The sequence below is a fragment of the Haloferax sp. Atlit-48N genome, from assembly GCF_003383015.2.
Lineage (GTDB): Archaea > Halobacteriota > Halobacteria > Halobacteriales > Haloferacaceae > Haloferax > Haloferax volcanii.
In genome coordinates, this window is the sequence record NZ_CP137689.1 from 1499207 (window position 1) to 1522825 (window position 23619).

The 23619-nt window shown below is 67.9% G+C and carries 28 protein-coding genes; 15 read left to right on the forward strand and 13 right to left on the reverse strand.

From position 1 onward, the window contains the following. Positions 1 to 37: 37 nt before the first annotated feature. On the reverse strand, positions 38 to 391 hold the full coding sequence (locus tag DEQ67_RS08100; RefSeq protein WP_004041506.1) for a hypothetical protein: 354 nt from the start codon (positions 389 to 391) through the stop codon (positions 38 to 40). Between the two features lie 102 nt (positions 392 to 493). Then, the gene (locus DEQ67_RS08105; protein WP_115891239.1) at positions 494 to 1249 is read right to left on the reverse strand and encodes a ribonuclease H-like domain-containing protein; all 756 of its coding nucleotides are present in this window, start codon (positions 1247 to 1249) and stop codon (positions 494 to 496) included. A 122-nt stretch (positions 1250 to 1371) separates the two neighbouring features. Between DEQ67_RS08105 and DEQ67_RS08110 the strand changes: the two genes are divergently transcribed. The 3 genes from DEQ67_RS08110 to DEQ67_RS08120 all read left to right on the forward strand — a co-directional run bounded on the left by DEQ67_RS08110 (position 1372) and on the right by DEQ67_RS08120 (position 4927). Next, positions 1372 to 2076, forward strand: coding sequence for an SOS response-associated peptidase (locus DEQ67_RS08110; protein ID WP_115859808.1), 705 nt, complete (start codon positions 1372 to 1374; stop codon positions 2074 to 2076). 1365 nt (positions 2077 to 3441) lie between these two features. Next, positions 3442 to 3888, forward strand: coding sequence for a DUF5805 domain-containing protein (locus DEQ67_RS08115; RefSeq protein ID WP_115891238.1), 447 nt, complete (start codon positions 3442 to 3444; stop codon positions 3886 to 3888). Continuing rightward, positions 3878 to 4927: a tyrosine-type recombinase/integrase gene (locus DEQ67_RS08120; RefSeq protein ID WP_115859804.1), complete on the forward strand. Its 1050-nt coding sequence runs from the start codon at positions 3878 to 3880 to the stop codon at positions 4925 to 4927. The genes DEQ67_RS08115 and DEQ67_RS08120 overlap by 11 nt, the downstream gene beginning before the upstream one ends. 71 nt (positions 4928 to 4998) lie before the next feature. Here the strand turns inward: DEQ67_RS08120 and DEQ67_RS08125 are convergent, their stop codons facing one another. Beyond that, positions 4999 to 5382, reverse strand: a complete 384-nt coding sequence (locus DEQ67_RS08125; RefSeq protein ID WP_004041511.1) for a RidA family protein — start codon at positions 5380 to 5382, stop codon at positions 4999 to 5001. Positions 5383 to 5570: 188 nt separating this feature from the next. Between DEQ67_RS08125 and DEQ67_RS08130 the strand changes: the two genes are divergently transcribed. Further along, positions 5571 to 6191: an ArsR/SmtB family transcription factor gene (locus DEQ67_RS08130; RefSeq protein WP_004041512.1), complete on the forward strand. Its 621-nt coding sequence runs from the start codon at positions 5571 to 5573 to the stop codon at positions 6189 to 6191. 42 nt (positions 6192 to 6233) lie between these two features. Further along, a complete protein-coding gene (locus tag DEQ67_RS08135) occupies positions 6234 to 7226 on the forward strand; it encodes a hypothetical protein (protein ID WP_115859802.1) in 993 nt (330 codons plus the stop codon). Here the strand turns inward: DEQ67_RS08135 and DEQ67_RS08140 are convergent. From DEQ67_RS08140 to DEQ67_RS08150, 3 genes are all read right to left on the reverse strand, one after another. Next, positions 7203 to 8099: a hypothetical protein gene (locus tag DEQ67_RS08140; RefSeq protein ID WP_004063197.1), complete on the reverse strand. Its 897-nt coding sequence runs from the start codon at positions 8097 to 8099 to the stop codon at positions 7203 to 7205. The genes DEQ67_RS08135 and DEQ67_RS08140 overlap by 24 nt on opposite strands. Before the next feature lie 75 nt (positions 8100 to 8174). Next, complete coding sequence (locus DEQ67_RS08145) at positions 8175 to 10169, reverse strand: hypothetical protein (RefSeq protein ID WP_115891237.1); 1995 nt, start codon at positions 10167 to 10169, stop codon at positions 8175 to 8177. A gap of 153 nt (positions 10170 to 10322) precedes the next feature. Continuing rightward, a complete protein-coding gene (locus DEQ67_RS08150; protein WP_115802653.1) occupies positions 10323 to 11156 on the reverse strand; it encodes an MBL fold metallo-hydrolase in 834 nt (277 codons plus the stop codon). Positions 11157 to 11367: 211 nt separating this feature from the next. Here DEQ67_RS08150 and DEQ67_RS08155 point away from each other — a divergent pair, with 211 nt between their 5' ends. Next, on the forward strand, positions 11368 to 11490 hold the full coding sequence (locus DEQ67_RS08155) for a hypothetical protein (RefSeq protein WP_013035294.1): 123 nt from the start codon (positions 11368 to 11370) through the stop codon (positions 11488 to 11490). A gap of 153 nt (positions 11491 to 11643) precedes the next feature. Then, positions 11644 to 12093: a TIGR00725 family protein gene (locus DEQ67_RS08160; protein ID WP_004041518.1), complete on the forward strand. Its 450-nt coding sequence runs from the start codon at positions 11644 to 11646 to the stop codon at positions 12091 to 12093. Between the two features lie 18 nt (positions 12094 to 12111). Here the strand turns inward: DEQ67_RS08160 and DEQ67_RS08165 are convergent, their stop codons facing one another. From DEQ67_RS08165 to dph2, 3 genes are all read right to left on the reverse strand, one after another. Then, positions 12112 to 13707, reverse strand: coding sequence for a hypothetical protein (locus DEQ67_RS08165; RefSeq protein ID WP_115891236.1), 1596 nt, complete (start codon positions 13705 to 13707; stop codon positions 12112 to 12114). Between the two features lie 79 nt (positions 13708 to 13786). Further along, on the reverse strand, positions 13787 to 14347 hold the full coding sequence (locus DEQ67_RS08170; RefSeq protein ID WP_115891235.1) for a hypothetical protein: 561 nt from the start codon (positions 14345 to 14347) through the stop codon (positions 13787 to 13789). A gap of 163 nt (positions 14348 to 14510) precedes the next feature. Continuing rightward, positions 14511 to 15545, reverse strand: a complete 1035-nt coding sequence (gene dph2, locus DEQ67_RS08175) for a diphthamide biosynthesis enzyme Dph2 (RefSeq protein WP_115802656.1) — start codon at positions 15543 to 15545, stop codon at positions 14511 to 14513. A 165-nt stretch (positions 15546 to 15710) separates the two neighbouring features. Here dph2 and DEQ67_RS08180 point away from each other — a divergent pair, with 165 nt between their 5' ends. From DEQ67_RS08180 to DEQ67_RS08195, 4 genes are all read left to right on the forward strand, one after another. Beyond that, positions 15711 to 16364 carry an alpha/beta hydrolase gene (locus DEQ67_RS08180; RefSeq protein WP_115802657.1) on the forward strand — a complete coding sequence of 218 codons (654 nt, stop codon included), beginning with the start codon at positions 15711 to 15713 and terminating at the stop codon, positions 16362 to 16364. An 81-nt stretch (positions 16365 to 16445) separates the two neighbouring features. Then, positions 16446 to 16820: a YlbF family regulator gene (locus DEQ67_RS08185; protein WP_004041523.1), complete on the forward strand. Its 375-nt coding sequence runs from the start codon at positions 16446 to 16448 to the stop codon at positions 16818 to 16820. A gap of 73 nt (positions 16821 to 16893) precedes the next feature. Then, positions 16894 to 17511 (forward strand): MinD/ParA family ATP-binding protein, encoded by a 618-nt coding sequence (locus DEQ67_RS08190; protein WP_004041524.1) that lies wholly within the window; start codon positions 16894 to 16896, stop codon positions 17509 to 17511. Positions 17512 to 17537: 26 nt separating this feature from the next. Then, positions 17538 to 18161 carry an RAD55 family ATPase gene (locus DEQ67_RS08195; protein ID WP_004063190.1) on the forward strand — a complete coding sequence of 208 codons (624 nt, stop codon included), beginning with the start codon at positions 17538 to 17540 and terminating at the stop codon, positions 18159 to 18161. A 64-nt stretch (positions 18162 to 18225) separates the two neighbouring features. Here DEQ67_RS08195 and DEQ67_RS08200 read toward each other — a convergent pair whose 3' ends face one another. Continuing rightward, a complete protein-coding gene (locus DEQ67_RS08200) occupies positions 18226 to 18492 on the reverse strand; it encodes a hypothetical protein (RefSeq protein ID WP_004041526.1) in 267 nt (88 codons plus the stop codon). Positions 18493 to 18565: 73 nt separating this feature from the next. Next, positions 18566 to 19498, reverse strand: coding sequence for an FKBP-type peptidyl-prolyl cis-trans isomerase (locus tag DEQ67_RS08205; RefSeq protein WP_115802658.1), 933 nt, complete (start codon positions 19496 to 19498; stop codon positions 18566 to 18568). 155 nt (positions 19499 to 19653) lie between these two features. Between DEQ67_RS08205 and DEQ67_RS08210 the strand changes: the two genes are divergently transcribed. From DEQ67_RS08210 to DEQ67_RS08225, 4 genes are read left to right on the forward strand one after another with little or no spacing between them, the layout of a single operon-like run. Continuing rightward, entirely contained in the window at positions 19654 to 20139 is a 486-nt protein-coding gene (locus DEQ67_RS08210) for a hypothetical protein (RefSeq protein WP_115891234.1), read from the forward strand. Between the two features lies 1 nt (position 20140). Continuing rightward, complete coding sequence (locus tag DEQ67_RS08215) at positions 20141 to 20848, forward strand: DUF7546 family protein (protein WP_115802660.1); 708 nt, start codon at positions 20141 to 20143, stop codon at positions 20846 to 20848. Beyond that, the gene (locus DEQ67_RS08220) at positions 20845 to 22269 is read left to right on the forward strand and encodes a hypothetical protein (protein ID WP_115891233.1); all 1425 of its coding nucleotides are present in this window, start codon (positions 20845 to 20847) and stop codon (positions 22267 to 22269) included. The genes DEQ67_RS08215 and DEQ67_RS08220 overlap by 4 nt, the downstream gene beginning before the upstream one ends. Positions 22270 to 22289: 20 nt before the next feature. Continuing rightward, positions 22290 to 22577 carry a DUF7410 domain-containing protein gene (locus DEQ67_RS08225; protein ID WP_115891232.1) on the forward strand — a complete coding sequence of 96 codons (288 nt, stop codon included), beginning with the start codon at positions 22290 to 22292 and terminating at the stop codon, positions 22575 to 22577. Positions 22578 to 22601: 24 nt separating this feature from the next. Here DEQ67_RS08225 and DEQ67_RS08230 read toward each other — a convergent pair whose 3' ends face one another. Both DEQ67_RS08230 and DEQ67_RS08235 read right to left on the reverse strand, forming a co-directional pair. Continuing rightward, positions 22602 to 22811, reverse strand: a complete 210-nt coding sequence (locus tag DEQ67_RS08230; RefSeq protein ID WP_115891231.1) for a hypothetical protein — start codon at positions 22809 to 22811, stop codon at positions 22602 to 22604. A gap of 191 nt (positions 22812 to 23002) precedes the next feature. Next, positions 23003 to 23404 carry a hypothetical protein gene (locus DEQ67_RS08235; RefSeq protein WP_004041533.1) on the reverse strand — a complete coding sequence of 134 codons (402 nt, stop codon included), beginning with the start codon at positions 23402 to 23404 and terminating at the stop codon, positions 23003 to 23005. Positions 23405 to 23619: the final 215 nt, after the last annotated feature.

Genomic DNA, 23619 nt, shown 5'->3' on the forward strand with positions numbered 1-23619 from the left:
TTTACCAAAACCGAGGAGAGGGACGCGAGCGCCGGAGTTAGCTCAGTCCGCGGCTGTCGGGTTGGTCTTCCAGCTCTTTCGCGTGGTCGACGAGGTAGTCCATGAGGCGGGTCGCCGACGCCTCCACGTCGTCGAGTTCGTCGCTGGACTGCCCGCTGACGCGGACAGAGAGTTCGTAGAGGTCGAGTTCGACGTGCGGGACGGTCTCGTCGCCGTTTCCGTTACCGTTGTCGCGCTCGTCGGTGCCGCCGTCCGCCGCTTCGACGGTCGCGTCGGCGTCGACTGGCTCGTCGCCGTCGGTCGCCTCGGTTGCCTCGGTCGCGTCGTCGGACGACGGGGTCGAATCGGCGGAGTCGTCCGCCTCGGGGTCGGCGTCGGGGTCGTCGGTCATGTGCGGCGCGTCGCTTCGGGGGATGAAAAAAGCGCGGGGTTCCGGCACGCCCGCACGAGTCGGCGGCGCTCGCGCGGGCGCGGGGTCAACTTCTCGCTCGACTCAGGCGAGGTCGGCGTCGAGACCCTCGCAGGCGCGGTCGTGGAGTCGGCCGGTGACCGTCTCCATGAGGCGTTCGAGGTTGACCGCGTCCTCGCGGTTGTAGGAGACGAGCGTGTCGAGCGCCGACTGGTCGCCGCGCTCGTATTCCCGCCAGAGGCGGACGGCGTCGCGCCCGGAGATGTCGGGGCGGTCGCGGTCGATGCCCACGTCTTTCTCGATTTCCTTCAGTCCGCCAGTGAGGTCGAGCGTGCGGCAGGGATACATGAGGTCGACGTGCGGCACGTCGATGGAGACGTCGAACGAGGTTTCGAGGAAGGGCACGTCGAAGCGCGCGCCGTTGAACGTCGCGATGAGTTTCGCGTCGACGAACTGCTCGCGGAGGGCGTCGGCGGTCAGGTCCTCGCCGCTGACGAGCGTCGTGGTCTCGCCGTCCTGATAGAACGAGACGGTCGTCACCGAGTCGCGCTCGGGCGAGAGGCCGGTCGTCTCGATGTCGAAAAAGCACGTCTCGTCGCGGAAGTTCTCGTAGAGTCGCCAGCGTTCGCCCGAGGGGAAGCAGTCGTCGAAGAACTGCGAGTTACCGTCGTCGAGGTAGGCGGCGGCGTCGGCGATGAACGTCTCGATTCGGTCGCCCGTCTTCGCGCCGACGAGCGAGGCGTCGAACTCGTCCCAGTGGGTCGCCCCGGCCCGCCAGAGGTTCCGCTCCGTCCGCTCGCCCACGCCGCGGACGGGGATGAAGCTGTTCTCGATTCGCATGTCCGACAGGGGGGCGTCGGCAACCCTAAATGCGTCGTCGTGGGCCGGCCGCCACGCTCTCAGAACGCTTCCGCACTTCCCCCGCCGCGGGCGTTTTACCCGCAGAGCGCGAAGCCGGAGATATGTGCGGCCGCTACACGCTGTTTACCCCACCCGAGGAACTCGAAACGCGGTTCGACGCGACGCCGACGCGCCCGCTTTCGGCGCGGTACAACTGCGCGCCCGGTCAGGAACTCCCGGTCGTGACCAACGACGCACCCGAGGAGTTCCGCTTTCTGAAATGGGGGCTCGTCCCCTCGTGGGCCGACAGCGCAAGTGTCGGCAACGACCGAATCAACGCCCGCGCGGAGACCGTCCGCGAAAAGCGAAGTTTTGCCGAGGCCTACGAGGCCCGCCGATGTCTCGTTCCCTCGGACGGCTTCTACGAGTGGGTCGACCGCGGCGGACGCAAACAGCCCTATCGCGTCGCCTTCGAGGACGACCGCCCGTTCGCCATGGCCGGCCTCTGGGAGCGGTGGACGCCCTCCACGAAACAGACCGGCCTCGGCGACTTCGGGAGCGGCGGCCCCTCGCGCGAGCAGGAACCGCTGGAGACGTTCACCGTCGTCACGACCGAACCGAACGACCTCGTCTCGGAGCTCCACCACCGGATGGCGGTCGTCCTCGCGCCCGAAGACGAGCAGACGTGGCTCCACGGCGACCCCGACGAGGCGGCCGCGCTCCTCGACACCTACCCCGACGACGAACTCACGGCGTACCCCGTCTCGACGCGGGTGAACAGCCCCGCCAACGACGGCCCCGACCTGATAGAGCGAGTCGAAGCGTAGCGCCGGGTGAAGTCGTTGGCATCCGGTCGTCTCAGTGACTTCGACGCGAACCAGCCGGGTTCGACGGGACCTCGAATTTCCCGAGCTCGGTCGAACCCGAGAACCAGAATTGTATATAGCGAAATACGATATACGAGTCTCGAATCGGACAAACCGCCAGCGACCGAAGCGTTCAGAGAATCGAGGATTGAGTCGCGCTAACGCGGAAAATCGGGTTCCAAGGGACGATAGTGCTTGGGTCGTCAACGCCGCAAGTGACAGCCGCGTCGCGCTCGCGGCTCGGGTGGTTCGTATCGCAGTCGGAAGTACAGCGGTTGCGGGGACGCGGCCGCGAGTCCGGTCGTGCAGACGGAGTGCGGCGTCGCATTCGAAATTCGAGACGGTCCGCCCGAGCGAGTCACCAGCCGAGAGATGGTTCCTCGAACGGGTCGTCACCGCCGAGCGAGTGAGTCGTCGGCATCCGGCCGTGAGCGAGACCCGAACCCTCGGATTCACGCAATCCCGTCAGGACGGCCACAGCGCGCTTGAGCGCCGCTCCATCTGAGCGGGGGCCACGCCCCGAGTGACGGTTCTCACCGCGAAGACGAGGGCTGTGAAGGCGTCAACAGAGGCGAATCGAGCCGCCAAAGACCTCAGTTGGTTCGTCTTCGGGTGGGTTCGGAACGGAGTCACCCGGGTGGTTGCGTGTTCGAATCAGACAACATTCATCAGAGTTCTTCGAGACGACGCCCCACATAATAACAGACAGAGCCGATTCGAAACGAAACTCCGTCCGGCGACATATATTCAGAGATGAATGGCTGATATAATCAGTGAAAATACCGAGTTAATTTGGGTTGAAATATAGCCGTTCGAGAGAACACGGATGGTGCGTCGCTCCGCGAATATATTTCTGTGAAAATAGACAGAAATATATGGGTGAGTATTCACACTATGACGGGAGAAATAAAGTGGAGACAAAATCACCGTCATCGAGTTTTTATAATAATTCAGTAACATCAGTTGTGAAATAACGAAACCCGTGTAAGTGGGTTCTCCATGCATTACTCCGGGAGTAATTGGTTGGAGGAGTACCATCCAAAAATCGGGTGTCATCACAGAAAAGAGACGGTACTGCGTGATATTCGACCTCTCGAAAGCGACAGAAATTGGCCGAGTCTCAGATTCGCTCGAAACGGCCAAAATCGGCGTTCTCCGGGAGAATCTAATATCCTGAATACTGCATGCAAATTGCCAAAAATACGATTGCAGTATTCGGGATAACTCAGACTCGCCGCCGAAAATCCGCATGCACTGCTCAGGATAACTTCTCTTATTCTGGGCTGTGCCGGTAGATTGAATATCGACCCCCGTGTCGGACCGTCCATGAGCGACGAGGTCGACCGTGCGACGGTGCAAACCTACCTCCCGGCCCACCAGAAGGCCGTCTGGAAGGATCACGCGGACCGACTCGGGATGAGCCAAAGTGAATTTGTCAGGACGATGGTACAGGCCGGTCGGCGGGATTTCGACGTTCCGTCGAGGGGCGATGAAGCGGCGACAACCCCGGGGGTTGACGGGGGAAAGACGGGGGACCAGAACGACGGTTCAAATCAGGAGGGTGGGAGTGAAAATAACGGCGGGTTCGAGGGCCGAATCGTCGAGGCGCTCGCGGTCGATTCACACCGGTCGTGGGACGACCTCGTCGCGGCGCTGACCGACGACATCGAAGACCGCCTCGAATCGACGCTTCAGGAGCTCCAATCGAAGGGCCGAGTCGTGTACAGCGGGCGACACGGCGGTTACACGCTGGCGGAGCGCGATGGCCGCTGAGCGACCCGCCGACGCGGAGGACCCGGTCGGGTATTTCCTGCAGGATATGACCTATCACGGGAAGACCGACCGGACCCGCGACGCCTACGAGCGCGTTCTCCGGGCGTTCGAGTCGTTTCTCGGCGACCCCTCGCGGAACCCCGCCGGGACGGCCCGGTCGGTCGACGACGCGACTCACCGCGACTGCATGGCGTGGATACACACCCTTCGAAACCGCGATGTCGCGCCGAGCACGGTGGCGACGTACGCCTCCTACCTCCACCGGTTTTACGCCTACATGGCGCAGGTCGGCGCGTTCGACTCCAACCCGATGAGCCTCGTGATGGAGGAGATGGACGAGCGCATCGACACCAACCCCGCTCGACGTGAGCTTTCGGTCCCGCAGATGCGGGGATTCGTCCGCGGAATCGCCCATCCGCTGGACCACGCGCTGGTGGTCACCCTCCTCAAGACCGGGATGCGCGTCGGCGAACTGTGCAACCTCGACCTTCGAGACGTGTCGTTGTCGGTGGATACACCACTGGCCGATGTATCGACCCGCGCCGCCCTCGACGGTCGCGGACCGTCGATATACGTCGCCGCCGACCCGAGCGTCGGAAGCGTCACGAACGGCGAGGAGCGAACCGCCTCGAACAAGCGAAAGCGGTCGACCGTCGTCCCCGTCGACGACGAGTTGGAGGCCGTCCTCCTGCGCTGGCTGGCGATTCGGCCGGATTCGCCGTCGCCGGCCGAACCGCTTTTCGTCGGCACCGCCTCGGGGTGGGGCCGGCGACTGGAACCCGACGCCGTCCACCACGTCGTCACCGCCCACGCCGCCGACGCCGGCTGGTACCGGGCGGGCGGCGACCGCGAGGAGAACGTCACGCCCCACTACTTCCGGCACTTCTTCACCACCCACCTTCGGGACCGCACCGGCGACCGCGGCATCGTCAAGTACCTCCGCGGCGACGTTGCCGGCGACATCATCGACACGTACACCCACAACTGGGGCGACAGAGTGCGCGAAACGTACGAATCCAACATTTACTCGCTCCGCTGAGAAGCGTGGCCGCTGTTCGGAGCGCGACTCGTAAACTGTATCTCGCTATATTGAATCTGCGTGTGCGCGACCTATCGTTTGACGCCCGTCGCCTCGATTTGGACGGCGGCGTCGTTCGGGAGTTCGGAGACGCCGACGACGGTCATCGCCGGTCGCCGGTCGTCGAAGTAGGCGTCGTAGGCCGACTCGACGGCGTCGATTCGGTCGAGGTCCGTCGTGTAGACCGTCGTTCGGAGCACGTCGTCCAAGTCGAGTCCCGAGCGGCCGACGGCCGCTTCCACGCGTTCGAGCGCGTTCATCGTCTGGCTCTCGACCGACGGGCGGTCGGCCGCCGTCGGGTCCGGTTGCGGGTACTGCGCGTCGAAAAAGACGAGTTGCAGGTCCCGCTTCCGGGCTCCGAAGCCGGCGGTCGCCTTGTAGTGGTCGCTCTCGTATCGGACCGCATCGCCGTTCATCGCTGTGCCTCCGCGGGGTTCGTTCGAATCTGGTTCACAGTCGTACTACTCCGCGAGCGGCCATCGCCGTGTCGCTAGCATGTACTAATCCACACAGACGTTCGTTGTGTCCGGCGGAGCGAGGCTCAAACGGGCGCTTGACTCATACCGGCCTCTTTATCCGCGGAGCGAGAACGACGCCCGAGACCGTGAGTTCGTTGCTCCCGTTGAAACCCGCCGCAGCATCGGTTCGAGACCGGGGACTGAGCCCGCTTCTCGTCGAACTCGACGACGACGACGCGGACGAGGTCCTGTCGGCGCTGTCGTCTGCCACCGCGAGGCGGCTCCTCGCCGCCGTCTACGACGATCCGCGCCCCGCCTCCGAACTGGCCGACGCGCTCGACACGACGCTCCAGACCGTCGGCTACCACGTCGAGCGACTGGTCGACGCCGAGTTGATAGAGCCCGTGACGACGTGGGTCTCCGCGCAGGGCCGCGAGATGGCCGTCTACGGCCCGACCCGCTCCGCCGTCGTTCTCTTCGCGGGCGCGGAGCGAACCGAATCGAAGCTCTCCTCGGGGCTTCGGACGCTCGTCGCCGGCGTCGGTGTCACGCTAGTCGGAAGCGTCGCCGTGCAGACGCTGTGGACCGCGCGACGGCCACAGGTCAGGTACGCCGCGCCGGCTCCGACCGGTCCCGCCCCCGAACCGGGCGTCGCGGAGTTCGTCTCCGCCTTCCTCGCCGGCCCCGGCGCGCTCGTGTTCCTCGTCGGCGTCGCCCTCGCCGTCCTCGTGAGCCTCGGCGTCGCCTGGACTCAAAGGCGCGCTTGAGCCACACACAGGCGAAAGTGACCCCGACGCGTTGGAGTAGGTGTGCACCGACGAACCCTCCTCGCCGCGGCCGGAACCGGCCTCGCGGCGGCGCTGACGGGCTGTATCGCGAGTGCCGGCGACGGCGCTGACGACGCTGACGACGGAAACTCGACGACCGAATCGACCCCCGACCCGACGCCCGAACCGGTGGATACCGTCTCGGTCGCATCCGGCGAGCGACTCACGACAGTCGTCGGCGACGGTCCCGCGGGCGACGGCGGGGCGCTAAAACCCCACCACATCCGCCTCGAAAACCCGACCGGCGAGTCGTGGACCGCTCGTATCGACGTTTCGCGCCCGCTCGGCGCGGGCCACGCGGAGACCTACGAACTCGACGCCGACGCGACCGTGAACGTCTCGCTCCGCGTTCCCGCCGCCTACGAGGTGACCGTGACCGACATCGACTCGGACGCCGTGGCGACTGAATCGGTCGCCCCCGACGACTTCGACTGTAACCGCTCGTGGACCGCGTTCTCGCCCGGCGACGGCGGTGTCTCGGTCTCCGGCGGGTCGACCCGAATGGCCTGCGGTTCCCACGTCGTCGACGCCGACGACGCGGTCACGGTCGCGCTCGGCGACGGGTCGCTCCCCACCGAGGCCACGAAGCCCCACGGTCTCGCCGTCGCGAACCCGACCGACGTGGCCGAAGTCGTCGAGTTCGCCTACGAGACGCCCGCGGGCGCGGTCGCCTTCGGCGGCGCGTACCGCCTCGAACCCGGCGCGCGGGTCGGTGCATCGCTGACCGAGGTCCGCGAGGTCACGCTTCGCGTCGCTCGGCGGGACGAATCGGGCGAAGGGACGACCGAGGCGGTCACCGTCGACAAATCGCAGTTCGACTGCAACGCGTCGAACACGACCGTCTCGCTCACCGACGACGGCGGCTTCGAGGCGCGGACGCTCTCGACGCTGCTGTTCTGCGGCGACGCGGAGCGGAAAAACGAGTCGTCGGCGGAGGGCGTCGGTCGGCAGTCAGACCTTCAGTTCGGTCTCTAACTCGGGCGACGCGATGGCCCGCTTGACGGTTTCGGCGGCCGGCGTCGCCTCCGCGACGTTCTCCATCAGGACCGTCTCGCTCGGGAACAGGTGTTCACCGAGCACGAGGCCGTGTTCGCGCGCGGTCGACCCGGTCATCGTGAGGTAGACGCCGATGCCGGTCTCCGCGATGGCGGCCTCCTCTTCCGGCGCGTCGTCCGGGTACGCGAACGTCACGTCGTCGAGACACCGCGTCCCGAGGACCGCCTCCACGAGGCGCTCGTAGCGCGGCGAGATACACAGGTCGCCCGCGTAGTCCGCGACGAAGTCGCGGTCGAGTTCGGAGCCCGGCGGGAGGAGTTCGGGGTCGGCCATGAGCGTGTGGTAGACCGTGTCTCCGAGGCCGGAGACGACCCGCACGTCGGTGTCCATCGGGTCGATGCGGGCGTTCACGTCCTCGATGCTCCCGAGCCCTTCGGGGCGAAGCTTGACGACCTCTTCGAGCACGAGGTCGGCGCTGTCGAAGCCGAGGCCGAACTCGTGGGTCCGCAGGGCGCGGAACGGCTCCTCGCGCCCGACGAGGTGGATGTCGACCCCGTCGATTTCGAGGACGACGCTGTCGAAGACGATGCGCCGCGGCATCCCGTCCCGGTCGTCGCGCAGGAGCGTGTACTCCGGCGCGGCCGGGTCCGAGAGGTCGCTGTAATCCGCGAGTCGCTCGTACACGTCGTGTTCCGGCCGGGTATGGCCCTTCGTGACCGACTTCTCGTATCGGAGCGTCGAGGTGATTTCGTCCGCCACCTCGGCGATGCTCTCGGTCGTGGCGAACCGTTCGAGCACCGCTTCGAGGGGGCGACCCTTTCGCGGAACAGCGACGCGCACCGTCTCTGTCATCATCGGAACGTCGGGGCGGCCCGCTAAACAGGTTGCGCTTCGGGAAAACGTCTCTCGGGAGCGCGCTCGGTCGGACTACTCCGCCTCGTCGGTGTCGCCGTCGCCGTCGTCGCCGGCGGCCGGGCCGCCGCCCATGCCGGTACCGAAGGCTCCCGCGAGGCGCTCGCGGAAGGTTTCGAGTTCCGCGACGGTGTCGTCCAGTTCGCGGATGTCGTCGCGCAGCGCCTCGATTTCCTCGTCGGCCGCGGCGTCTTCGACCCGCGATTGAATCTCCGCGAGGCGGTCGTCGAGGGCCTCCCGCGTCTCCACGATGTCCCCGTCGAGGTCGGCGATGTCCTCGCGGATGTCCCCGACTTCGTCGTGGAGCGTCGAAGCCTGCTCTGTCGCTTCGGCGGCGCTGGATTCGGCCCCTTCGAGTCGGTCGACGGTCTCGTCGAGCCGACCGGCGATGTCGTCGAGGCGTTCGCGGACCGTCACGAGTTCCTCCTCGCGCTTGGCGAGCGTCTCTTCGACGCTGTCGAGGCGGTCGGAGCCGGCGTCGATGTTTCGCGAGGCGGTCTCGAGCCGCTCGTCGTGGTCGTCGAGCCGGCCTTCGACGGTCTCGAACTGCTCGTTGTGGGATTCGAGCCAGCCGTGGTAGTCGTCGAGGGTGTCTTCGGCGGTGTCGAGGTCGGACGCGAGGCCTTCGAGCCTGCCGTCGTGGTCGTCGAGGCGGCTCTCGGCGTCCGCGACTCGGGTAGCGACGCGGTCGGAGCGGTCGTCGACCGCGGCGATGGTCTCTTCGGCCGCGTCGAGCCGTGAGGTCGCGTCATCGACCGACTCGACCGCGCCGTCGACCATCGAGTCGAGGGCGTCGAGGTCCTCGCGGAACGCGGTCATCTCGGCGCGGAACTCGGAGACGAGGTCGCTCCCGGTCCCCTCCTCGTCGATGAACTCCGCGAGCGCGTCGGAGTACGCCGCGAGGTCCTCCATCTGCGACTGGAGGCGGCGGATGCGAACGTCGGTACTCCGTCGCGTCTCGGCGTCGACCGCCTCGCGGATGACTTCGAGGTCGTCTTCGTCGGCCGCGCCTGAGCGAATCTCGGCGGCGAGCGCCCCGACGAGGCCGTCCGCGTCAGGTGCGGGCGCGCTTCCGGTCGCGCCGGCGTCGGCGTCCGCCTCGGCATCGGCGTCTTCGGCGTCTTCAGCCTCGGCCTCGACATCGACATCGGGCTGTTCGAGGTGCGCGGTCACGGCCGGCGCGGTGTCGGTGGCGACCGCGCGCGGGCCGGTCGATTCGGCGGACTCGTCGTCGGCTTCCCCGTCATCGGCTTCCCCGTCGTCGCCGAGCACGTCGTCGTCGGGCGAGGGCGTGGAGACCGACTCGTCGCCGTCGTCGGCCGCCTGCGCCTCGGCCGCCTCGGAGTCGGTCTCCCCGTCGTCTCCGCCAGCGAAGGCGGCCGCGAGGTCGCCGTCACTCGGCTCGTCGCCGGCGGCGTCTGCGGTATCTGCGGCGGTCGCGTCCGTCTCGGCGGCGTCGGCTGCTTCGGCCTCCGAGTCGGGGTCGGCGGGCGCGTCGAGGACGACTTCCCCCTCGTCCTCTGGGTCCGCGTCGTCGGCGTCCGACTCGTCGCGGGGCGGGTCGCGGTTGCCCGCGAGCACGTCTCGAACGATTTGACTGCGGTCTTCTCCGAGGATGTCGTCGATGTCGTCGGGGTCGATGCCGCCGTCGACCGGGATGCGTTCGAGCGTCGGCTCTTCGAGGAAATCCGTCTGGTCGTGGCCGTCGGTGATGCGGATGCCGTAGACCGTTACGAGCTCCTCGCCGGGGTCGAGCGTCCGCTCGTACTCGACGCGGTGGTCCTTGTAGGCCGTCCAGTTGTCGCTCTCGAAGTCGGGGTGGAACCCGACGCTCTCCATCGGGAACGACTCCGGGATGCGGTCGATGACTCGGATTCGGGTCGCCTCGTCTCGCGTCGAACTGATGACGAACTTGATGGCGGGAACGGGAAACTCGTCGGCTGCGAAGGTCTTGTCGACCGTGACCTCGCCGTCGGAAACCGATGTAACCCCTTCGGACTCGCGGCTCATGGCCGCCACTTTCCCGACATCCATTATAAAACAACCGGGGCCGCGAAGTCGCCTCGCCGTCGTCTCCCGATTCGACGGTTTCGATGCGGCGGCTGTCAGCCGGCGATGACCGGCGCGGAACGGCCGCCCCGAAAAGGCGGTTCGAACGCGACCTCAGAGGTCGACGCGGTCACCGATTTCGACGAGGTCGAGCGAGCGCGGGGCCTCGAAGCTCTTGGCGTGGTGGTGCAGCACCTTCGGGTCGGCGGTCATGCCCTTCCACATGTCCCAGTGAGTCGGGACGAGGCGGTCGAGGTCGAGGTCGCTCGCGGCCTCGATAATCTGGTTTTCGTCGTTGTACCACGTCGTGCGGACCGGCTCGCCCGTCTCCTTGTCGGGGATGTTGCCGACGGTTCCGAACGCGAGGATGCCGAGGTCGAGGTCGTAGCGCTCCCCGATGCCGGCGAACTCCTCGGCGGGCTTGGTGTCGCCGCCGTGGATGAACGTCCCCGACTCGTGTTCGAAGACGTAGGCGACCGGATGGGACGCGTCGGGGTCGTAGGCGGGTTCGACGTGGACGGTGAACTCACCGATGTCGACGCTGTCGCCCTCCGCGACCTCCTCGAACTGGTCCTCGGAGAGGTCGTAGTCGTCGAACCACGCCTCGTCGTCGTAGGCGACCGAAAGCGAGTCGTCGGGGGCGACGAACGTCGCGCCCGTGTTTTCGAGGATGGGCGCTTGACTCGGCCCGTGAACGTGGTCCGTGTGCTCGTGCGTGGCGAGGACCGCGTCGGCCTCGGTCACGTCCTCGGGGTCGAACGGGACGGGAATCATACGGACCGTCCGCGGCGGGTCGCCGATGCCGACGTACGGGTCGACGAACAGCGTCGTCCCCTTGCTACCTTTGATGACGAACCCGTTGCAGCCCAGATACCAGATGGCAACCGTCTCGGGGTCGGCCGACTCGACCGCGCGCGGGAGCCAGTCGCTCCAGTCGCTGACTGTCATAGAGACGTGTCCTCCCGCCGGGGGACTAAGCGTTGCGCTCTCTCGTCCGACGCGTCCCGACGACCCGACAACAACGACTAGCAATACGCAGACAACCCGCGCATATTTGTGGACGAAATTGTAGCCTACAATAGAAAATAGAGACATATGTGGTGTATAAGGTGTTACCCTGACAAGATATTTAATGCACCAACTCATGTTACCAGATACCATGTCAGGAACCCACAAACAAACGGCGAACTTCTCTTCGATGGCTCGGACGATGCGCGCGTGCGGCGCGTGGGAAGCGGTTTCCCCGCTGGACGACGACTCGCGGCGACCGGACGAGTTCTGACGCAACTGAGAACGGCAGTCCGGCTTCGGTCGGGCGATGCGGCCCCGCACTTATCATCTTCGACGCGGTCCGATACCACATGAACGCAGACGCCAGTCTCGGTCGCGTCGAGTGCCGAGGCGACACCACAGCACGCCGAGGAGTGACTTCGCCGTGCGCGTGAGCGTCGTCGGCGGGAGCGTCGTCCCCGACCCGGTCGAAGCCATCGCCGAAGACCTGGGTCGCCTGCTCGCCCAGCGCGGCCACACGGTCGTCTGCGGCGGCCTCGGCGGCGTCATGAAGGCGGCCTGTCGCGGCGCGAAAGACGCCGGCGGCACGACTATCGGCGTCCTGCCGGGCGAGGACCGCGAGGATGCGAACTCCTACGTCGACATCCCTATTGCGACCGGGCTCGGCCACGCGAGAAACGCGCTCGTCGCGATGAACGGCGACGCCGTCATCGCCGTCGACGGCGGCGGCGGGACGCTCTCCGAAATCGGCTACGCCAACGTCTTCGACCGCCCGACGGCCGGCATCAGAACCCAACAGGTCGGCTCGCTAGAGGGCTTCGAGCCGTGCGACTCGCCGGAAGCGGCCGTCGCGTTCGTCGAAGACGCGGTCTGAGCGGGCGGTCGCGCCGCGCTACGCGTCCGCGGCGCCCTCGTCGCGTTCGACGCAGTCGCGGAGCAGGTCGTCGATGACGGTCTCTCGGAACGACTCCCAGTCGGTCGTCGACGCCCAGAGCCGACCCGCGTCCGTGGGTTCGAGCGCGTCGCGGCCGCGTTCGCGCTCGCGCGTCGTGACGAATCCGTTCGCGGTGAGTCCCTCGACCGCCACGTCGAGCCGCGGAGCGAGCGCGTTCGAGAGTCGCTTTTCGAATCGGTCGCCCGCCACGCTGTCGCGAGCGACGCCCACGCAGAACGAATCGAACGCCGACCACGTCTCCTCGTCGCGCGCGCCGGCGACGATGCCGTGGTGTTCGGCGCGCTCGCGGAGTTCGGCGGCGACCCCGCGGCGCGTCCGCGGGCGAGAGCGCGGCGGCCCCGCAGCGAGGACGGACAGCACCGCCGATTCGAGGTCGCCCAGCGGCGAGAGCGCGTGCCCGTCGAGTTCGAGGGCTGACTCGCCCGTTGCGGGACCGGAATCGTCGAGGGCCGAGAGGCTCGTCGCGGCCTCGGCGGCCCGCTCGGAGAGTTCGGTCGTCCGCTCGGCAACCGGGCCGGCAGCGGCCGAAAGCTGCGAGCGAGCGTCGAGGTAGGCGTCGAGGTGCGCCTCGAAGCGGTCGAGCGACTCGAACAGCTCGACGGTCGCTCGGTCTTCGAACTTCCCGAAGCGCGCCTCGCAGCTCGTTCGGAAGCGGGCGACCAGTTCGTGGGGGTCGTCTTCGACCGACGCGAGCAGGCGACTCTCGCCGTCGAGCCACACGTCGAGCGCGTCGAGGACCGCGTTCGGGTCGCGAGTGTCTTCGGGGTCCGGGCGGGGGTCCTCGGACTCGACGAGGTCCGCGAGCTGTTCGCGGGCGCGGCCGACGTAGGAACTCATCGCGCCGAGCGGCGAGTCGCTGCCGGAGCGCGCCCCGCGAGCGCCCGCGGTGCGGCCGGCGCGGGAGTTCGGACGGGACTCCCCGCTGGCGTCGGCGAGCGCGTCGCGCAGGTCCGACAGGGCGATACGGAGCGGGCGGGCGACGGCCGCGGCCGCGGGGCCGTCGGAGACGCGGCGGAACTCGTCGAACGCGTCGGAGGCGGCCTCGACATCACCGACGAGCGACCGGAGGTCGTCGATAGCGGCGAGGTCGGGGCGGTCGGTCGCGGGGATGGTCAGGAGCGAGACGGTTCCGCGGTCGAGTTCGCCGCCGTCGACGAGGGCGGTCCGCGCGGCGTAGAACGCGGCGGCGACCTGCGGGGGCGCGCCGGCGAGGTTCACCTGCACGTCGCCGTCCGCGGCGGCCTCGCGGAGCAGGTCGGCCGTCGCGGCGTACAGTTCTTCGAACGACGCGGTGAAGGGGAGTCTCGCTTCGTCGAGCGTCCCCCGGCCCGCGAGCCGTTCGGAGACGGCTTTCGCGGCGTGGGCGCTCGCGCGCGGCGCGCCGGGCGTACAGTCGTCCGGGTCGCGACCCTGCTCGGGGTCGGCCTCGTCGCGGACCAGCCGAACCCGGTCGGCGTCGGCGACAGCGGCTTCGAGCGGGGTGACGACCCGCTGCACGTCGAGTCCGAGAACGGAGAGGTGGGTCGTCGACATCTGTCTGACCAATTCGCTACCTGTGCCCTGAATGTTGTGGTGCTCGTGAGAGCCGCCCGTCAGTCGCGCCGACGCGGCGTCAGGTCCACGAGCGGACGAGGTTGCGGCCGACGACGCCGAGGCCGAGCATGTCGACGACGAACAGGATGACGCTACCGAGGATGGGGACGAGCGACAGAATCGCCGCGACGAGCGCGCCGACCGCGACCGAGACGCCGAGCGGGGGCGACCCGCCGGAGGCGGTGCCGGTGACGAGCGAGCCGAGGAAGACCGTCGAGACCGCGCCGCCGACGATGCTGAGGAGGACGAGCGCGAGGAACCCCGGAATCGCCACGAGGAGGCCGATGATGGTGATTGCGAGGAGGACGAGTACGATGACGCCGCCGATGCTGACGCCGAGGCCCCAGAGGAACGACCCGCCGGGGTCGTCTCGAATCTCGGCGATGGCGTCTCTGGTGTACGACGGGGCCGCGGCGACGAGGATGCCGCCGACGACGAGGTCGATGAGGAAGCTCCCGCCGGCGCGGAACATCGGCGAAAGCTGCGGTGCGGAGTCGAAGTTCTGCGCGGCCGCGGTTCCCGCGAGCGCGAGGACGCCGAGCAGACTCAGGAGGGCAGTTCGTGTTCGTGGAGGGACCATACGTGTCCGTGAACGGGCGGCCCGTATAGGTATTCTGGGGCGACAATCTAGAAATCGAACATATCCGAGACGAGGCGCGACGAGAGCATCGAGACAGGACGCGACACGCGGCGGGGTCGCGCGGGGCGTTCACGGGGGTCGTGGAGCGACTCGGCTACTCGGCTTACCAGGTGCCGTGGAACGTGTCGAACTCGAGGGCGTCGAGGGGTTCGTCGCCGACGGCGATGCGGTACTCTTGGGGCGTCAGCATCGGCTTGTGGAACCGCGGACCGTCGTCGGTCGTGATGCGCGGGCAGCCGGTGTTGACGAACGCGTCCATGTCGAAGTTCCGGAGCCGGTCGGGCGTCACCTCGTCCATCGTGATGAGGTAGGCGTTCTCGTTGTCCTCCAGAATCTTCTCGGCGATTTCCATGCGGCCCTGACCGATTTTCGTACAGAAGATGACGCCCCACTTCTCGGCGTCCATCGCCTTGTGGACCGACGCGTAGCGCTGTTTCATGAACTTCCGCGTGTCCGCGATGGTGACGACGTTGTTGACGGGGTCGGCGATGACGACGTTCTTGTCGGGGTGTTCCATCGCGAGGCCGAGCGGGTGGAACTTGCCGCCGCCGACGTAGAGCACGTCGTCCGCCGGGATGTCCGCGGAGGCGTAGTTGCAGCCGAGGACCTGTCCCTCGTAGGTGAGGCGGTCGTCGCCCTTGCGGGTCTGGACGGTGTAGCCGCGCTCTTCGAGCCAGTCGCACATGTCCTCGAAGCGGTTCATGTGCTGGGCGGTGGTGACGAGGCCGACCTCGTCGCCCTCGATGTCGTCGAGCGCGTCCTCCATGATGGGGAACGGGTCGACGTTGGAGAACAGCGGGACGTAGATGATTTTGTCCGACTCCTTCATCGGCGAGTGGCCGAAGTGGACGAACACGTCGGTTCGGCGCATGAGGTAGGTGTCGAGGTCGCACGCGCCGTAACACGGCTGACCGGAGAGCATGAACGTCACGTCGTCGTCGCAGAGCTGACGGAGGTCGTCGGCGACCGCCGGGCCGCGGCGCTTCAGCCCCTCGGGGAACTGGAGGCCGACGCGCTTGGCGTCGCGTTCCTCGATGGCTTCGACGATCTGTTCGAGTTCGTAGTCCCACTCCCGGTCGTGCTTGAGCGACATCCCGGTGTTTCGAAGGTCTCCCTCCGAGGTGACGTCCTGGCTCATTGCCCCATCGTTGCGGACGGAGCCGTTTAACCACCGCGCTTCCCCACGAGCGAGCGTCACACACCCACACGCGAGTCGACCGGCGGTGCGGCGCCCGCGACGGTGTCACCCGGTTACCCGCCCGTCACTCGGGGATTCAAGGCTCGCGGCGGCCTACCGGTGTCCATGTCGGACATCCCCCTCGAACACGTCCACGTCGAACCGTCGGAACCGGGCGACGGGCCGGCTCCCGCCGTCGTCTTGCTCCACGGCCGCGGCTCGAACGAACAGGACCTCCTGTCTATCGCACAGGAGTTCCCCGACCACGTCCACGTCGTGAGCCTCCGCGCGCCCGACCGTCTGCAAGGCGGCTACACCTGGTACGAACTCGACCTCTCGGGGGGCGGTCTCCACGAGAGCCAACCCCACGCCGAGCAGTTCGAACGCTCGCGGAATCTCGTCCGCGAGGCCATCGCCGGCGCGGTCGAAGCGTACGACATCGACCCCGACCGAATCGGCCTCCTCGGCTTCAGTCAGGGCGCGATTACCAGCCTGTCGCTCCTCCTCGACGACCCCGACGACTACGCGTGGGTCGTCGCGCTCCACGGCTACCTCGCGGACTCCCACGCCGACCTCGACCCCGACGGCATCGCGGGAAAACCGGTGTTCGTCGGCGGCGGGTCGATGGACCAGATCATCCCGACTTCGCGGGTCGAACGCGCCGCCGAGCGCCTCCGCGAACTCGGCGCTGACGTGACGGCGAACGTCTACAACGCGCCCCACGGCGTCGGCCCGGACGAACTGCAGGACGTGGCCGCGTTCGTCGACGCCCACGTCTGAGCGCGCCTGACGCTCGAAACGCTCGCACCGTTGCCTTCCCCGTTCGGCAGGTTGAAACCGCTCGCACCCCAACGCGCGGCTATGAGCACGCAGACGACGCGGCTCGAAGAACTCGGGCGCGAACTCGGCGAAGCCATCGCCGACCATCCGAAGTACGAAGCCTACGAGGAGGCGAAAGCCGCCGTCGAAGCCGACGACGACGTGCAGGAGCTCATCACGGAGTTCAACCAGCTTCGCGAGGAGTTCAACGTGTCCCGGCAGATGGGGGAAGCGACCCAAGAGGGGCTCCGGAAGGTCCAAGCGGCACAGGAAGAGCTCCACTCCGAGCCCGTGATGGAGGAGTACCTCCTCGCGCAGGCCGAACTCGTCGGCGAGTTAGAGAAGATTAACGAGGCCATCTCGGAGCCGCTCGCGGTCGACTTCGGCGGCGAGGCCGGCGGTTGCTGTAACGACTAAGCTCGGCTCGACCCGGCTCGCTCGACTCGTTTTCGCCGCAGGTTCAAGTACTAGGCCGGGGCCAACCCCGGCTATGTTGGCAATCGCGGGCGGCAAGGGCGGCAGCGGGAAGACCACGACGACCCTCGGACTGGCGAGCGCGCTCGACGGCCCGGTGCTCGCCGTCGACGCCGACAGGGACATGCCGAACCTCCACACGATGGCCGGCGTCGGACGACCGGTGGACGCCGCCTCTGGCGCACCCGTACGGGAGCCGTCGGTTCGGTCGCATCCGACCGACTCGACCGTCTCCGTGCTGCCGGCACCCGCCGGGACCGACGACGACGCCTTCGAGCGGTGGCTCCGAACCGCCGCGGGCGACGAGCGGCGTGCGGTCGTCGACTGTCCCGCGGGAGCCGGCCCCGACGCCGCCGTCCCGCTCCGCGTCGCCGACGGCGTGGTCGTCGTGTCGCCGCTGTGCGCGCCGGCGCTCCGCGACGCGGCGAAGACGGCCGCGATGGCGCGGGCGCTCGGCACCCCGGTCGTCGGATGTGTCATCTCTCGGTCACGAGTGGCTCCCGAGGCGGTGTCCGACCTCGTGGGCGCGCCGGTGCTCGGGACCGTTCCCGAGGAGTCGTCGCCAGTACTCACTCGGCCGACAGTTCGGGCCGCGTACCGTCGGATAGCCGACAAGATACCGGGGAAGAAGTAATATGAGCGACCCCCTTACACACGGTTATGTCTCGACTGGCGACGGGAATCGACGTGCTCGACCGCCAACTGGGCGGGGGCATTCCCGCGGGGAGCATCGTCCTCCTCGCCGCCGACCCGGCCAGCCAGTCAGAGCTGTTTTTACACGAACTGACGACCACGCGAGGGACGCTGTGGCTGACGACGATTCGCTCCGCCGAGGCCGTCTCCGACGCGCTCGACCGAAGTCCCGGACCGACCGGAACCCCCACGGTCCGCGACGTGGGCGGCGACGCGCCGCTCGACACGGCGAACAGCCTGGTCCGTGACCTGCCGGAGGGCGCGAATCTCATCATCGACGTGGCGGACGTGCTCGAACGCAACGAGAGCGCCCGCTACCGGAAGTTCCTCAACGACCTCCAGACCCACATGGTCAACACGCGCGGCCTGACCGTCCTCCACGGGCTGAAAGGCGAGTCGGTCCCGGACAACCGCGACCTGACAGAACACATGGCCGACGTGGTGTTCGACCTCGACACGAAGATAGACGGCTCGGAAATCGTCAATCGGCTCGCGGTCCCTAAGTTCCGCGGCGGCCGCGCGCTCGACGAGACCATCAAACTCCGGCTCGCGGAGCGCGTCAGCGTCGACACCAGCCGCGACATCGCCTGAGCGTCGCATCGGCGGCGAGTCGGGCCGGGTCAAGCCGGGTCAAATCAGGCCGGACGGCGGGCGGTTAGAACACGAAGAAGCCGAACGTGCCGAGCGTGACGACCGCAATGAGCGCCATCCACGTTCGGGCGGACAGCGCCGCGCCGCGGGAGAAGACGTAGGCGAAGTACGGTGCGAGCGGCGAGAGGCGGTAGACGAACGGCACCTCGATACCGGCGCCGTATTCGAGCGAGAGCGTCAGTGCGACGGTGCAGACCCCGGCGACGAGCGCGACTTTCACGTCTGTGAGGTCGCGGAACTGGTCCGTCGCGGCGTCGTCTGGCGAAGCCATGGCTACGAGGCGGTCGGAAGGCGAGTATCAAGAAGCCGCCGATTCGCCGGGACGGCGAGGGCGGCGGAGTCGCTTACTCTTCGTCGGCGTCGAGTTCCGCGGCGAGTTCGTCGGCGTCGATGTCGACGTCCTCGATTGCCTCTTCGATGTCGGCGCCGCCCGCGCCGCCCATCATGCCGCCGAGGCCGCCCATGCCGCCCATGCCGCCCTCGATGGTCTCCTGGACGATGACGCGGTCGATGTCCAGCCGCTGCATGATGTCCTGCGCAATCTGCTGCTTGGAGAACATCCACTGCTGGTTCATCGTCATCTGCGGCGTCGCCTCGATGTAGAGCGTGTCCTTCTCGACGGTGACGGTCTCCGTCTCGGGTTCGGCGTCTTCGTCCTCGTCGTCGTCGGACTCGACGACCTGCTCCTCTTCGACCTCGTCCGTCTGAATCCAGACTTCGGGGGCCTGCTGGAGGTACATGCCGAGGAGGCCGGAGGCCTGCTCCTCGCGGTCGTCGACGAGTTCGAGCACTTCGTACTCGTATTCGAGGTCCTCGCCGGCGAGGGGGTGGTTGAAGTTGACGCGGGCGCGACCGCCGATGATGGTCTCCAGACGGCCCTGGTCGCCGTCGATAGTGACCTGCGCGCCGGGGTAGCGGTCGTCCTCGTCGATTTTGTTGGCACTGACCGTGCGCACTTCGTCCTCGTCGTACTCGCCGAAGGCGTCGACCGCCGGAATCTCGACGGTGTCCTCGTCGCCCGCCTCGGCACCGATGAGAGCCTCGTCGACCTCGGGGAAGACGTGGCCGGCACCGACGATGACGACGCGGGGCTCGAACTCGTAGCCCTCGACGTCGATCTCGGCCTCTTCGGCCACTTCTTTGTCCGTCGTGTCGACGACGTCGCCGTCCTCGATCGTTCGCACCGTGTACGCGAGGCGGACGAAGTCGCCGTCCTGAATACCGGACTCGACCTCTTCATCGACCTGCTCGGCCTCCGCCTGCTGTTCGTCGCTCATACACGCTACGTGACTCGTGCGACCCTTAAGAATCACGTTTCGCCGTCGCGACGCGTTCGAGGCGGCCGACGACCGGGAACTCGACCCCGAGGGCCGCTGCGGGGTCGAATCGCTTATATCATTGTCGATAGTTATAGAAAACGAGGCGTGTTCACATGGCACAAACTGGCTTGTTCCTCGGGTTCGTCCTCGGCGTCGCACTGCTGGCGCTCACCGTGTTTCTGACCGGACGCGGTTGGCGACAGTACTCCGTCACGAGCGTTCCGACGCCGACCGGTGGCGGATCGTCGGGGAACGCGGACGAAAGCGAGCGCGAGCGCGGGAGCGGGACCGCCGCGCGCCGCTGGGCCGACGACCCGACGGTGCTGTCGCTCGTCTTCCTCCTCGCGGCGCTCGGCTTCGGCGCGGTTGCGGTGCTGTTCGTCGGCGGCAGCACCATCCCCGAGGGCGTGTCGGACGCCGCGGGGCCGGTGCTCGTCGCCGGGACGCTCACCGTCGTGGTCACGTACCTGTTCTACGGGACGTACCACGCCGCGCGGGGGCGCGGGCTGGAGCGGTCGCAGGCGGCGCTTCTCGGGTCGTGGGTGCTCGGCCTGCTGTTCGTCGTCGGCGTCGCGCTCAGGTTGGTGGGCCTCCTCTGAGATGGCGACCTCGTACGCGGGGCGACTCGACCCACGGCACGCGCCGCGGCTGTGGTGGCTCGCGGCGCTCTGCTGGGTCGAGGCGCTCGCCGTCGGGGCGTACCTCTCCGCCGCGCCGGAGCGCGTCGAGAGCCTCCGGTACCTGTTCTATCCGTTCGTCTGGATAACCGTCGGCGCGGCGGCCGTCCTCTGGACCGAGCCACCGCGGGCGAGCGCCCGGGCGCGAGTCGTCGCCGGCGCGGTCGCCGCCGCGTACTTCCTCGTCCTCGCGGCGCTGGCCGGGTTGGTGTCCGTGGACTTCGTCGCGCTTTTCGGCGGGAGCCACGGGCACGCCGCCGCGCACTATCCGACCGGCTGGCAGTTCTCGCTCGCCGCGCCGGGCTGGGGGCCGCGAGTGGGCTACGCCGGCGACGCCGTCTCCGCGACGTTCGTCCCGTACCGCGTCGCCGGCTCCCTCGCGCTCGCGTACCTCGTCTACGCCGCCGTCCTCGACGCGGCGAGGCGCGCGCTCTCGGGAGCGCTCGGACTCGTCTCCTGTGTCGGCTGTACCGTCCCGCTCGTCGGCGGCCTCACCGCGGGCGCGGCCGGGGGCACGGGCGTCGTGAGCGCGCTCCGGGCGCTCTCGGTCGACATCTCGACGCTGGTGTTCGTCGTCGCCGTGGCCCTGCTCGCGTTCGGACCGTCGCTGGCGGCGCGGGCGCGGCGATGAGCCGACGCGCCGGAAGCATGGTCGGTTCCGCGGTTCGGCGCGGTGCAGTCTGGTTCGCCACGTTCGCGGTCGCCTCGGTCACTTTTTCGACTTCGGCGCTCGCGCACGCCGGCTCGCTGGCCGGGTCGCTCCGCTCGGTCCCGGCCCCGTTCTGGCTCGTCGTCGTCTCCGGCGGCGGCGTCGTCTGCGTCTCCTTTCTGCTGTCGGCGTTCGTCACCGACGACGAGACGCTGGACGCCTTCGAGCGCGCGGGCGTCCGTATCGGAGGGCTCGCCGGAGCCGTCGCAACCGCGGAGGCCGCGCTCAAGCTCCTCGGCGTCGCCGCGCTCGTCCTCGTCGTCGCCTTCGGGCTGTTCGGGCCGCCCGTCGGCATCGCCAACCTCGGCGTCCTGCTCGTGTGGGTCGGCTGGTGGGCCGGGTTCACGATGGTCACCTACCTCGTCGGGAACGCGTGGCCGCTGGTGAATCCGTGGCGGACGCTCGGCGCGGCGCTTCGGGGTCGATTCGCGGCGGGAGGGAGGCTATCGCGACCCTACCCCGACCGACTCGGGTCGTGGCCCAGCGTCGCCGGTCTGCTCGGACTCGTCTGGCTGGAGGTCGTCAGTCCGCTCGCGGCGAACCCGCGGGCGCTCGCCGTCGTGGTCGTCGCGTACAGCCTCGTCACCGTCGGCGGCGCGGTCGTCTACGGCGACGCGTGGTTCCGCCGCGCCGACCCCGTCGCGCGGGTGTTCCGATTGTACGGCCTGCTCGCGCCGGTCCGGCGGGGCGACGGCGGCGGCCTCTCGATTTCGGTTCCCGGCGCGGGGCTGACACGCAGCCGCGAGCGACTCGGCGCCGACGACGTGGCGTTCGTCGTCGCGCTCCTCTGGGTGACGACGTTCGACGGCCTCGTCGTCACCGTCGCGTGGGGGGGCGTCCTCGCCGCCGCGGCTCCGGTCCCCGCGTGGCTCGCGAACCTCGTCGGAATCGTCGCGGGCTTTCTCGTCTTCCTCGGCGGCTACCGACTGGCCGCGAGAATCGCCCGCGGAACCGCGGACACGTACGTGACCGTCGGCTTCGTCGCCGGCTGGTTCGCGCCCGCGTTGGTCCCCATCGCCGCCGGCTACCACCTCGCGCACTTCCTCGGCTACGTCGTCGGCCTCGCGCCCGCGCTGGTCGCGGTCGCGGCCTCGCCGCTGTCGCCGCCCGCGAACCCCTCGGTGCTGGCCGTTCCGGCGTGGTTCGGCGGCCTCCAGTTGGCGTTCGTCGTCCTCGGCCACCTGCTTTCGGTGTGGGTCGCCCACGCCCGCGCGTTCGACCTCTTTCCGGGTCGCCTGCAACCGCTCCGGAGCGAGTACCCCTTCGTCGCCGTCACGGTCGGCTACACGATGGCGAGCCTGTGGGTCGTCGCCCAACCGACGGTCGGAGGTGTCGCCGGATGAGTCGCAGAGCGAGTCACGGGATGAGCCGCGAAGCATCCGTCGTCGTCCCCGAAACCGCCGTCTCCGACGGCGAGACCGCGGCGGCGACGTGTCCGTACTGCGACCGCCCGTTCCGCCGGGAGCGACTCCGTGACCTCCACGTCGGTGACGCGCACGAGGACCTGAGCGACGGCGAAACCGCGGCGTACGAGGCCGCTGTCGAGGCCGAAGCCGAAGACCTGTTCGTCTATCACCTGAAGGTCGCCGGCGCGCTCGGCGTGGTCTTCACGGCGCTGTTCCTGCTCGCGGTCGTCGGTTTTAGCCTGTGAGAGGAGTGCGGACGGGGCTCAGGCTCAGGCGTGGTCGCCGCCGTGTTCGCCTTCGCCGGGGTCAGACAGACGCATCACGACGCCGGTGAGCACGCCGACGCCCGCCAGCGCGACGACGCCGCCGACCACGACGAACGATTCGCTCGCGCCGACGGCCTCCGAGACGAGGAGGATCGCGAGTCCGAGGACGACGGCCCCGAAGGCGGCCACGAGGGCGACAGTAGTCCGATTCATGCGTACCGTTACCACACCGAAGTCAAAGAAGGTACGTGCGAGTGCGGCGGCGGAAAGAAAGACGCTGTTGAAGCCCTCAGTTACGGATGGGGTTCTGCGGTCGGACTGAATGGAGTGCGCGAATACGGCACGAAGTGAGACGTTGCGAGCGATTCCACCTCGACTGACCCGTACCCGCCTACCGTGAGGTCTCAGTCGGAGCCAAACAGCGCTTGCGTGAGTGCGCCACCGTAGGCGAGTCGCGAACCGAGCCAGAGCGCGCCGAGGGTGACGCCCACCGCCACGAGGTAGGGACCCGGCTCCGGGAGGCGACCGCTCGCCACGCGAGCAAGGCGGTCCGCCAGAACGATGCCGCCGAACCAGACCACCAAGAACGCGACATGTTGGTGCAGGGACTTCCGTCGGCGTGCGTGACGGTAACCGACGACGAGGAAGCCCGCGAGCAGCAAGATGCTGACAGCCGCGAGGGCGAGAAAGCGGAGCCGTCCGCCGAGCGCAAACACCGAGGGGATGCCGATTACCACCGCGAGAACAAAGATGGTCTGGACGACCAGTCCAAGAGACGGTTCGGTGTTGGAGGGCTGTTCAGACACAGATTGCGGTCACGGACGACGAAGCAATGAATCTTCTCCACGGGACCGGAGACCGGTCGTTCGGGTTGGCGCTACCCTACTTACCGGCCGAACCATCTCTCGTGACGCTCGCCGTTATCCCAGATACTTCGCTGGATACACCCTCCCGCCTCACACGGATTCTGTCAGTTTCTAACGGATTCACAGGGCCTCAGAAGGGGACGAACAACGTTCCA

Coding starts and splice junctions, on each gene's coding strand:
- DEQ67_RS08100 (WP_004041506.1), bottom strand. CDS start 391: ATGACCGACGACCCCGACGCCGACCCCGAGGCGGACGACTCCGCCGAT.
- DEQ67_RS08105 (WP_115891239.1), bottom strand. CDS start 1,249: ATGCGAATCGAGAACAGCTTCATCCCCGTCCGCGGCGTGGGCGAGCGG.
- DEQ67_RS08110 (WP_115859808.1), top strand. CDS start 1,372: ATGTGCGGCCGCTACACGCTGTTTACCCCACCCGAGGAACTCGAAACG.
- DEQ67_RS08115 (WP_115891238.1), top strand. CDS start 3,442: ATGAGCGACGAGGTCGACCGTGCGACGGTGCAAACCTACCTCCCGGCC.
- DEQ67_RS08120 (WP_115859804.1), top strand. CDS start 3,878: ATGGCCGCTGAGCGACCCGCCGACGCGGAGGACCCGGTCGGGTATTTC.
- DEQ67_RS08125 (WP_004041511.1), bottom strand. CDS start 5,382: ATGAACGGCGATGCGGTCCGATACGAGAGCGACCACTACAAGGCGACC.
- DEQ67_RS08140 (WP_004063197.1), bottom strand. CDS start 8,099: ATGACAGAGACGGTGCGCGTCGCTGTTCCGCGAAAGGGTCGCCCCCTC.
- DEQ67_RS08145 (WP_115891237.1), bottom strand. CDS start 10,169: ATGAGCCGCGAGTCCGAAGGGGTTACATCGGTTTCCGACGGCGAGGTC.
- DEQ67_RS08150 (WP_115802653.1), bottom strand. CDS start 11,156: ATGACAGTCAGCGACTGGAGCGACTGGCTCCCGCGCGCGGTCGAGTCG.
- DEQ67_RS08155 (WP_013035294.1), top strand. CDS start 11,368: ATGTCAGGAACCCACAAACAAACGGCGAACTTCTCTTCGATGGCTCGG.
- DEQ67_RS08165 (WP_115891236.1), bottom strand. CDS start 13,707: ATGTCGACGACCCACCTCTCCGTTCTCGGACTCGACGTGCAGCGGGTC.
- DEQ67_RS08170 (WP_115891235.1), bottom strand. CDS start 14,347: ATGGTCCCTCCACGAACACGAACTGCCCTCCTGAGTCTGCTCGGCGTC.
- dph2 (WP_115802656.1), bottom strand. CDS start 15,545: ATGAGCCAGGACGTCACCTCGGAGGGAGACCTTCGAAACACCGGGATG.
- DEQ67_RS08180 (WP_115802657.1), top strand. CDS start 15,711: ATGTCGGACATCCCCCTCGAACACGTCCACGTCGAACCGTCGGAACCG.
- DEQ67_RS08185 (WP_004041523.1), top strand. CDS start 16,446: ATGAGCACGCAGACGACGCGGCTCGAAGAACTCGGGCGCGAACTCGGC.
- DEQ67_RS08190 (WP_004041524.1), top strand. CDS start 16,894: ATGTTGGCAATCGCGGGCGGCAAGGGCGGCAGCGGGAAGACCACGACG.
- DEQ67_RS08195 (WP_004063190.1), top strand. CDS start 17,538: ATGTCTCGACTGGCGACGGGAATCGACGTGCTCGACCGCCAACTGGGC.
- DEQ67_RS08200 (WP_004041526.1), bottom strand. CDS start 18,492: ATGGCTTCGCCAGACGACGCCGCGACGGACCAGTTCCGCGACCTCACA.
- DEQ67_RS08205 (WP_115802658.1), bottom strand. CDS start 19,498: ATGAGCGACGAACAGCAGGCGGAGGCCGAGCAGGTCGATGAAGAGGTC.
- DEQ67_RS08210 (WP_115891234.1), top strand. CDS start 19,654: ATGGCACAAACTGGCTTGTTCCTCGGGTTCGTCCTCGGCGTCGCACTG.
- DEQ67_RS08215 (WP_115802660.1), top strand. CDS start 20,141: ATGGCGACCTCGTACGCGGGGCGACTCGACCCACGGCACGCGCCGCGG.
- DEQ67_RS08220 (WP_115891233.1), top strand. CDS start 20,845: ATGAGCCGACGCGCCGGAAGCATGGTCGGTTCCGCGGTTCGGCGCGGT.
- DEQ67_RS08225 (WP_115891232.1), top strand. CDS start 22,290: ATGAGCCGCGAAGCATCCGTCGTCGTCCCCGAAACCGCCGTCTCCGAC.
- DEQ67_RS08230 (WP_115891231.1), bottom strand. CDS start 22,811: ATGAATCGGACTACTGTCGCCCTCGTGGCCGCCTTCGGGGCCGTCGTC.